This is a genomic window from Pantoea sp. Mb-10, assembly GCF_021272205.1.
Classification (GTDB): domain Bacteria; phylum Pseudomonadota; class Gammaproteobacteria; order Enterobacterales; family Enterobacteriaceae; genus Pantoea.
The window spans coordinates 378106-387454 of sequence record NZ_JAJSDX010000005.1 but is presented as its reverse complement, the minus strand read 5'-3'; the positions used below and the strand labels follow the sequence as shown (position 1 = coordinate 387454).

The 9349-nt window shown below is 51.4% G+C and carries 9 protein-coding genes and 1 pseudogene; all 10 read right to left on the bottom strand.

Annotated features, from left to right (window positions below; translation table 11 throughout):
- A pseudogene (locus LU196_RS13245) lies at positions 1 to 121 on the bottom strand (DNA polymerase V); the annotation flags it as partial.
- A 213-nt stretch (positions 122 to 334) separates the two neighbouring features.
- Positions 335 to 1621, bottom strand: coding sequence for a tail fiber domain-containing protein (locus LU196_RS13240; protein WP_232757380.1), 1287 nt, complete (start codon positions 1619 to 1621; stop codon positions 335 to 337).
- Positions 1622 to 1789: 168 nt separating this feature from the next.
- Positions 1790 to 2074: a TonB family protein gene (locus LU196_RS13235; protein WP_232757381.1), complete on the bottom strand. Its 285-nt coding sequence runs from the start codon at positions 2072 to 2074 to the stop codon at positions 1790 to 1792.
- Positions 2075 to 2155: 81 nt separating this feature from the next.
- A complete protein-coding gene (locus LU196_RS13230) occupies positions 2156 to 2773 on the bottom strand; it encodes a hypothetical protein (RefSeq protein WP_232757382.1) in 618 nt (205 codons plus the stop codon).
- A 357-nt stretch (positions 2774 to 3130) separates the two neighbouring features.
- Positions 3131 to 6376 (bottom strand): host specificity protein J, encoded by a 3246-nt coding sequence (locus LU196_RS13225; protein WP_232757383.1) that lies wholly within the window; start codon positions 6374 to 6376, stop codon positions 3131 to 3133.
- Between the two features lie 51 nt (positions 6377 to 6427).
- Positions 6428 to 7033 carry a tail assembly protein gene (locus LU196_RS13220; protein ID WP_232757384.1) on the bottom strand — a complete coding sequence of 202 codons (606 nt, stop codon included), beginning with the start codon at positions 7031 to 7033 and terminating at the stop codon, positions 6428 to 6430.
- Positions 7026 to 7745: a C40 family peptidase gene (locus LU196_RS13215; protein WP_232757385.1), complete on the bottom strand. Its 720-nt coding sequence runs from the start codon at positions 7743 to 7745 to the stop codon at positions 7026 to 7028. The genes LU196_RS13220 and LU196_RS13215 overlap by 8 nt, the downstream gene beginning before the upstream one ends.
- 2 nt (positions 7746 to 7747) lie before the next feature.
- Positions 7748 to 8485 (bottom strand): phage minor tail protein L, encoded by a 738-nt coding sequence (locus tag LU196_RS13210; RefSeq protein ID WP_232757386.1) that lies wholly within the window; start codon positions 8483 to 8485, stop codon positions 7748 to 7750.
- A gap of 85 nt (positions 8486 to 8570) precedes the next feature.
- Positions 8571 to 8906 carry a hypothetical protein gene (locus LU196_RS13205; protein WP_232757387.1) on the bottom strand — a complete coding sequence of 112 codons (336 nt, stop codon included), beginning with the start codon at positions 8904 to 8906 and terminating at the stop codon, positions 8571 to 8573.
- A 95-nt stretch (positions 8907 to 9001) separates the two neighbouring features.
- On the bottom strand, positions 9002 to 9343 hold the full coding sequence (locus LU196_RS13200; RefSeq protein WP_232757388.1) for a phage tail protein: 342 nt from the start codon (positions 9341 to 9343) through the stop codon (positions 9002 to 9004).
- Positions 9344 to 9349: the final 6 nt, after the last annotated feature.

Genomic DNA, 9349 nt, shown 5'->3' with positions numbered 1-9349 from the left:
TCAGGTCAATACGCTGTTCAACGTAGTCCTGTGCAGGTGAAGGAAAGCCGCACGGCACGCGGCTTACGTAGAGTGGCAATTCCAGAATGGCGCGGATATCCGCAGGTCGTAAAAGCTCCATTTTCATGATCTCAATGAGTTACTGTATATAAATACAGTAATATCAATCAGTGAAAATGATCAAGCCGTCTCGCTCGGGGGATTTGTAAAGTACTTGGTGGGAAAGGAGATTTATTTGATGGGTCGGGTTATTGCTGACTACGCTTTAATCACTCCCCCCGTAGCTCGCTTACAGATGAGCGCGGTATACCTCTGCCCCGTCGCCGGGGCTTTTTTACGCATCCAGTCCATCCAGTGCTTTTAAACGCTTCTGCAGTTCTTCTATCGCAGAGTCACGTGCCATCAACTGTTTCTGCTGGGCCTGTATGGCATGAGTCAGCTTGGCGACCATCGCTACAACGTTTAGCGAGTACGCATCTGGGTTATTGGGATCGGCCACAATATCGTAATCATCGGGCAGGCCTTTTCCGTTAACGCACTCTGGTGACGCAATCACCAGATCGTTTGCGATAAAACCCAGTGTGTCGTCACTTTCAGGAACTATACCCCTTTCTTTCATTTTGAAAGTAGCCGGGCGCCATTGAAGTACTTCGGCTAGATCACCTGCTGTGTCGCTTCTGTATTCGATATCTTTTTTAAGTTGCCTGTCTGAGGTAGCGTTACCTACCAAAGAACCTATTTGCGTAACCCCTACCCAGGCCTCAAGGTTGCTACCGTTCCAGTACCAATTATAAGGCTGTCCGAAGGCTGCACCGTTTTGCCCCTGCAGACCATGAATACCCCGGTGCCCCGTCAATACTGACAGACCAAAATGCACGTTACCGCCTGCGGCGGCACCCCTTGCAAAATTAAAGTTGCCGTCACCGCAACTTAACCCCCACAGCGCGCCCTCGTTACCGTTACCTCTGAAGATATTAATACCGCCGCCTATGTTTGGGTTACCTACCCGCATACCTCCATTTACACGGAAAGATATAGCACCCGAACCTGCGTTAATCTCCAGCGCATTTTTTTCTGTATGGATTATCCTTGCTGTGTAGTCATCAGGTGAACTTTGAAAGTGAAAATCAATAAACGGAGTTGGCGATGTTATTTCCAGCGCAGGCAAGAACAGGGACCCCGTCATAGCACCGCCTTCCTTATCCAGCTTATTCGCGTACTGGCTAGCCACGTAACCCCAGCTCGGCCCCGTAAAAGTGGTTCTGTCGGGTCGTGTAACAGTGACTGACGCTTCGCTGCTGTAAATCTTCTGCCAGTTCTGAAAGTCGAGGATGCGGCCCCGCGCCACGGATGCAAAGTCATTGAGGATTTTTTGAGTGATCGCGACCTGCAAAGAGGCTGGTACAGCGTTCCACGCCAGACCGGTTGAGCTGGGTCCGTCAAAAGCCACTGCAAGACTAAGCTGCGAATTGGATGATACGCTTGAAGCCACAAGCGTATAGGGCGCACCTCCGACCGTGACGTAAATAAAATCACCGGGTTTTAGTTCTGTTGCAAAGCTTGTCCCGGTTCCGTTTACAGTGGTTGAGCCGTTCGTTAAGGATATTGTTCCTGCTGCCATACATTTTCTCCGGGCAATAAAAAACCCGGCTCAATGGCCGGGGTTTGTTGAAACATAAAAAATAAGCATGTGATAGGCTTAACCTCAACGGAGGATTTAAACTCCTGAAAAGGTAATAACCTGCTCTTAGCAGCCTATCAAAATCAAGATAGTAACGATTTCTAAAAGCTAATTTGCATTGAAGATAACATTAAGAGATACATCTTCTCTTTTGTTGCCTGTCTTAAACTTCCATTGCGATACTTGTTTAATCACACTTCTGTCGAAAATATATTTCGGCTCGGCACTTAACACTCTGATATTTGAAACCGTTCCGTCATACTCAATATCATAAATCAGGTTTACTGCTCCATCTATCCTTAGTTTTTCTGCACGCTCTGGATAGCGAATTAAATTCTGTGCCGTGGAAAAAGTTGAATACAACGCTAACAGTAAAGCCGCACATTTAATCATGACCACCTCCGTAGGTCACTATCAAACATCAATTAAATAAAAACATCAAGTTGTAATGCTTATTGATGGGATCAAGTTAAATCATGAAATATTTGGGAGTATGGCATAGGGTATTCTTACCCCATATGGTCCAAGCGATGAGGCCCATGTGTTTTGAAGCTTGCTAACCCATTGGCACTGTAAAACGCCACCTGAAAAACGGAAGTACATTCCTGAGTATCCGGTACTACTCCCACCATCATCATTAATATTACCGTATGACAGTGCGCTAACCAGAATAAAAGTATTTGCACCTATGTTTTGAGAGTATACCGTGCTATCTAACGGATAGTTGGCGGGGATATCAAAAAAACCCACTATTCGGGGAATTTTCGCCGCCATTACAGCCGACCAGACCAACTGGCCCGCTGCGTTGAACACATCTCTGTAGCCACTTTCGACTACAATGTCGCTCCTTGTTCTGGCAACAACCCCGGCATTTTGAGTGCCCCAGTCACTATCTCCATTGAAAAATATTCTTGACCCTTCGTTTGGTTTAAACCATTTAAGCGATCCATCAATTGGCGGAGCAGCAGCGACATACCCCATATCAACTGAATTTCCAAGCTGACATTTGATATCGTAATATCCGACATCTGTAATGTCTGCATAGTTGATTACATCTCGAAAATATGTTCCTTTAGATTCTGAATCTACCATTACAGCACCAAAGGAATTGAATATTTGATATCCACTCATATAAATGCGTAAACATCCACAGTTAAAGTTACATTTTTTGCTCCGCCAACACGAATAATCTGTATACCTCCGTTAATGGCTCGCGCTGAAAACTCATACGGAAAAGCAGCATAGCCTTGAGAGTTGGATTTGGTGGATACAATAACACCGAAACAGCCACTGAGTGTGGCCGCCGAGTATGGAATGAATAATTGGGGGGCAGTTGCGTCTATTGTGCCTGACACACTGCCAACGTATCGAGTATTGTAATCTCTAAGATCAACTATTAAACGCCCTCTTTCATCCCAACACTGTAACCCTGCTGGCATCAGCACCTCCTCACCATAAGCCATCACGAATTCGCAAAGTACCATTTGCGTCATAAACAAGCCTAAGTACACCTGTATCGACTACCCTTCCAGATCCATTTGCAGCATTCCTTTCGAAGGTTCCAGATTTATCCAGTCTCCAGCCAGTCGAACCAGCAACATAGTTAGTAGATTGTATGAATCCACCAATCATGGCATTGGTTATCCATCCCTCGCCGATGAACGCCTGATTAATCAGCACCTGACCATCTTTGATGATGAATGGTGAAAAGATGTTATTACCGCTGCCACTTGCCACTACAAACTGATTGGCATTCACGGCAAAACGCGTCACCACCTGAGAGCCGTTAATGGTCACCGCCACCGACATGCCCGCATCGTAGTTGGTGCCGCCATATTTCACGCCAGCTTTGAGCGTGTAAATGGCCGATCCTCCAGACGCGTCTGCATAAGCGGTCATTTTTTCCTGTATGGCCGCCTGATTTGCACTTATTGCCTGTCCCTGAGAATCAATTTTTTGGTTCGTTGCTGAGAAGCTCGCGACCACATTGGTTTCAAGTTGAGCAACAGAACTTTGCGCATCAGCAGCGACTTTCCGGGCCTCAATAATTCCGGCGCGGTTTTCGCCAAAGTTGGCCCATTGCTGAGCAACATCGTCATAATTAGACAGGATGCTTTCGGCAAGCGCGGCAGGATCGGTTATCAGGGGCGTCAGTAATGCCTTACCATCGTCGGACTCAAGATACTCCTCGAACACACTACCAATCAGGTCGTTTGCATTGACGTTAGACATGCCGGGCATGAAACCAGTCCAGTCGCCGGTATTACCGATCTTGTCCACCAGCCTTGCGCGGTACCAGCGGCGCACACCTGCGGGCATCGGACCATGTTGATAGCTGACACCCGGATAAGGGACATAGGCGAGAAACTGCGGATTCTGCCCGTCCGCAGTCGTGGCCACCTGAACTTCGGTATAGGCAGTATCGCCAGCGCCGTCAGGAAATGCCCAGGTCATATCAATCGCCCATACGACGTTATCGGACGCATGAAGGCTTACTGGCGTGCCGGGCTTACCCACTTTGCCCGTAAGCGTTGTGGATTCTGAGTAACCCCACGGAGAGGACACCTCCGCCGCGTTAACGCCGCGCACGCGGACATCGTACACGCCCGTGTAAATGCCGCTGATACTGAAACCCTGAGCGCTGGTCTGGCTGACATTGATCCAGTCGCCTTTATCCTTACGCCACTGCGCCACGTAGCTGATCGCCCCTTCAACGCGATCCCATGTTGCCTGCATGCTGGCTACAGACAGCCCCTGCTCGACAAAGCTCACCTCAGAGAGCTGAATGTTAGCTGGCGGTTTAAGTACACTGATGGGCGTGACGGTGATCGGCGCAGGTTCAATGCGCACACCATCGTCAATGTAACGGTATTTATTCGGGTCATGCTGTACGCCGGAAACCGTAAACGTGCCGTCGCCATTTGCTGAGATGGACGTAACCCGGAAGTACTGGATAGCCAGGCTGTCGCTGTCAATTGCCCACACCGCGCCCGCGTCAGGCGTCGTGCGGAAGTTTGTTGATACGGTCACGGTCTGTTTATCGCTGCTGACTGAGGCAATCGTTCGGGTCTGCGCCGTGCCGTCAGGCAGATTGACTAACAGCCTGTCACCCGCCGCGTAATCGACGGGGCGATCAAGCGTTACGCTTCGCCCGCTCACCGCACGGATGCGGCCACCGTTCTGTTTGCCGCTGCGGAACGGATCGGCCACGCCGATGATTTGCGCTGGCACCGGGATATAACCATCCAGCCCCACGCCAAAAGAAATGGTGCCGTCTTTGGCGTTAGAAAGCAGCGCCCACCGCCCCCGGCGATGAGCCTCACTCTGCGATGTGCAGCCGATTGCCGTCAGCGACATTTCGCGCACGTCATAGCGCGCCACTAGCTCAGAGTCGTATACGCCTTCTACGGTGTCAGAGTAGTGGTTTGCCGGGTCGGAATAACTGACGTTGCAGGATGAATATCGGTTTTTATAACTGCCACCGGCGTAGGTAAAAAGGCCGTCTACCACGTTAGCAACGTGATACGTGTAATCCACGTCCACGTTTCCGTTTGCGTCCACCTGCGGCACGTCAGCGTTAACGAAAATCTGGCTGTTGCCCCAGAACGTAATGCCCCGGAAAATAGCCGCGATATCCTTCAGCACCGTGTAAGCGTCCTGCTGGTCCTGAATGAACACGTTACAGGTAAATCGGGGCTCAGTGCCGCCCGCGCCGTCCGGCACGCTTTGATCGCAGTACTGCGCGATTGCGTACAGCTCCCACTTGTCGATCATGGACGCATCCACGCGCGTGCCCATGCCGTGAATTTTATCCAGCACCAGGTCGTAAAAAATCCACGCCGGGTTATTGGTGTAGGCGTATTTGAAATCACCCTGCCATGAGCCGCTGTAGCTGCGGCTGACCGGATCATAAGTCACCGGAACGCGCACCAGCTTGCCTTTTGGCTTGCAGGTAATTTTCGGCGCCTGTCCGTTAAACTGAGAAGCATCAACTTCAATGTAGAGCAGCGCTGTATTCGGATAGCGCAGCTTGCTGTCGATAATCTCTGCGAACGAAAAGACCTTAAACGCATTAATGAGCTTTGACGAAGTGGAGTCCGGGGTGATGCGGCGCACGCGCAGCGCCCATCCGGTCGTTGCTTTCGGCAGGTCGATCCGGTGGTCGCGCTGATATTCCGAGGTTGTTTTACCGTTGAAACGTCCGTCAACGACCTGCACCCAGGTGCCGCCATCGGTGGACAGGTCAATGGCATACTGCGTCACGGTGCCCACCATGTCGCCGTTGTCTTTGTACTGATACTGCACCGGGAGGCTGAGCTTAACGCGCACCGCATCGAGTGACAGATTGGTATACTGGCGCGTCCACGGCACTGACTGCGTGACGGTAACGCCCACCGACAGCTCATTATCGACCTCGGGCATTCCCTGAATATAGGGCTGGTCCTGTGTCCCTTTACGCCAGTCCCACACCACGCCAGCAAAATTATACGTGCCGTCATCGTTCGCCAGCTGCGTGTCGTTCAGGTAAATCTGCTGGGCGGTCAGGTCGCCCTGAATTTCGCCTTCCGATATCGCCAGAAGCATCTTGAGCTTCGCGACCGAAATCAGGTCATCGCGCTGCTCGACCGGAGTACGTGCGCTTCCGCCGCCGCCTTTATCACCCTGAACAATCGTTTCGCCGTCGAGAAGTCGCATATTTCACCCATAAAAAAAGCCACCCGGAGGTGGCTTGCTGCTGTCAGCGTTTTACTGTTGATCGCTGGTATAAATACCCGCACTGATGATGGCCCCGCCTATCTCCCGACTGCCGTAAAGCACCGGCACGGGATAGCCCATCGCCACGGTATTAACAGGCGAACCGAAGGCATAGTTGGGCTTGTTGTCGGTGCTGGAAGACGCCCCGACGTTGTATTTAGGCTGCGGAGTCAGCATCTGAACGACGCCGCCGAGGGCCATGCTGATGCCCAGCCCGGTCAGCGCGGTTGTTACCCCCGATGCCGTAACCCCCAGCACGGCGAAAGATGCCCCGGCAGTGAAATAAGCCGCCACCAGCGCCACCGCCCCGATAACAACCTGCAGCACGCCGCTTTTCTTTGAGCCCTCAAGAACCGGCTCCATCTCAAACTCTGTGGCAGCGGAGGACATGTCAAACTCCTGCAGCCCTATGTTGTCTTTGCCGCTGAAAAAGGCGAAACGCACGCCCTGCAGATGCGCATTAGACACATACTTCCTGAAGCCGGGTAACTGAGAACACATGGCGCGAATAAGCTCGCGCAGATCTGCGACGTGATACTGATGCATTTCACCAAACTTTCTCGCCATCGGGCCTTTCAGGCGCATCGTTTTAAGCATCCATTAACTCCTTTTTGCGTACCACGCGCACGGTGCGATTGCGCCAGTAATCGCCATAGGGCACGCGCGTTGAGAGATTGCCCGCGTTGTGATGCAGCATGATGTTGTCGCCAAGATAAATGGCGGCGTGGTTTGTTACCGGCGACTGAATGCGCATCATTATGATGTCCCCCTTGCGCATCTCAGCGGGGTCAACCTGCACGAAGCCCTCGGACTCCCACTTGTCGTCGTAACGGTTTTCCCCGCCGTCCTGCCACCACTCATAATCCACCGACCAGTTGTTAAGCGTGATGCCGTGCTCCTGCCGGTAGTAATCCATGATGAGCGTCCAGCAGTCGGCAAACCCTAACACCCACTGCCGCCCGATAAGTTCACGCTCACCGCGCGGGCTGATGGTGCAGAAATCCCCGTCAGGCCAGGACATAATGCCCCACTCAACGCCGCTGTAATCGCACTGCACACGGTCCATTTCGGACGGGATAAGCTGCGGCACGTCCGGGTGAGAGTGGATGACCATGAGGATGGTGCCGAGCTTTTCTGCAGCACGCTTTTCTTCTGGCTGGATTGAAAAATGTTCTGTGGGATTATCCGACGCGTTCGTGCAGGGTACGTATTCCTGTGCGCGGCCAATCTGCACAACCAGTCCGCACGCCTCTTTCGGGTATTCGGCAGCGACGTGCGCTGTGATGGCATCCATGATTTTTTTTCGCATCGTTATTTCCCCTGCAGATTGGCCGCCGGAAATCCGCCAAAAGGCAGCGGCTGATCCGCGCCGAAACGCGCTTTACAGTCCGCAAGACGCCCACCGCACACGTCTTTTGAAGGGTCTGACGTTGGCGTACCGTCCTTCGCAAAATAACGGGTGCCTGTGTAATCGCAGCCGGTTCCGGTCCGGTACAAGCCGCGCATACACCAGCTACAGACTGGCGTGATCTGACGCGACGGCAGCTGTAGGCTCTGAATGTCGAAAGGCGAGCACAGCTCAAACTCAACCACGCTGCGCGTTTCCGCTGTTTTCGCATTCACGTAAAACAGTTGCACGCGCTCCTCCTGCGGGTTCGCACCGGGATTGCCCTGAATCCAGTTCGCCGCGTCCAGATACTTCACCATCGTGGTGTGAATCTTTACCCTGGCTTTCACCAGGTCATCAAACTGCAGGCACAGCGCCGTCACAAAGTTACCCACGTTGCTCACGGAGAGCTTGGGCGTGGGCTGCGCTCCGGTACTGCTCATTTCCACCCCTGAAAGCTCATAGGGGTGCGGGTCATACTCATTGCCCTGCCAGATGATTGAAGGAAGGTTTTCGCCAGCGAAAGATTTCCAGCCCTCCGGCGACAGGTTGTACGCATGGAAACGCAGAACCGTATCCATGCCAAAAGCTGTCCCGTCAACTTCAATCAGCTGCACCAGACTACCCGGCTCCAGCTGCTGAATATCCTGGTTAAAACTCATGTTTACTCCGGGCAATAAAAAACCCGGAGCTTCGTCCGGGTTCATTGATTTAATTTTTATGCGCAGCCTTATTCCCTGATATCCATCACTTATAAGATGACTGTGTTATTACCTTTTTCCCATCTGGCTTAGAGCAAGAAACCATGATTGCGCCATCATTCGTCCAAATTTTAACTACGTAAAGAACATCCGAATCAACCACCTCCTTGGCTGGATAATTGCCTAATACTTGGTTGTAAATGCTACCTGTATCATTTTTGCATTTATTAAAACCCACACTTTCAATACCTTTAGTAACCGGTGATTCTTGCTCCGGATACTGGCCCGACTGATCCATATCATTTAGCTGTTCTTTAGTATATGTGGTAGACGCACTAGTCCCAAATGCCAAGAAAACCACCAATAAAATTAACTTCTTCATATCCCTATCCCGAAAGTAAAAGGTAGGATAAATCCTAGTCGTGATGCGTCACAAAGGGAAGAAAGAAACCCAACTGACTAGGCTGAACCAGATATCTATGGTTCGAAAGCCTGCTCGAAGGTGAAGGCAATTTCCACAAAGTTACCGTTAATAAATTTTGGCCGGATTGAGTCAGGCTTTACGCGGTAAAGTTTTCGCTCGCCCCATGGATTAACCCACCAGCACGAAGCGGTGACGTGTGCTTTTAGAAATGCCCTGACAGCCGCCATTTCCGTTTTATTTCCGCTGCAGGTTAACGGCCACGATTCAGACGCACTGTTAATACCAGTACCGGCAACCTGTTTGTAGCCATCGCCAAACTGCGCCTGTAACGTTGAAACCGTCACCTCTTCTGTTGCGCCAGTTCTCACGCCCCAGCCAAACTCGTCAATTGCCATACATCA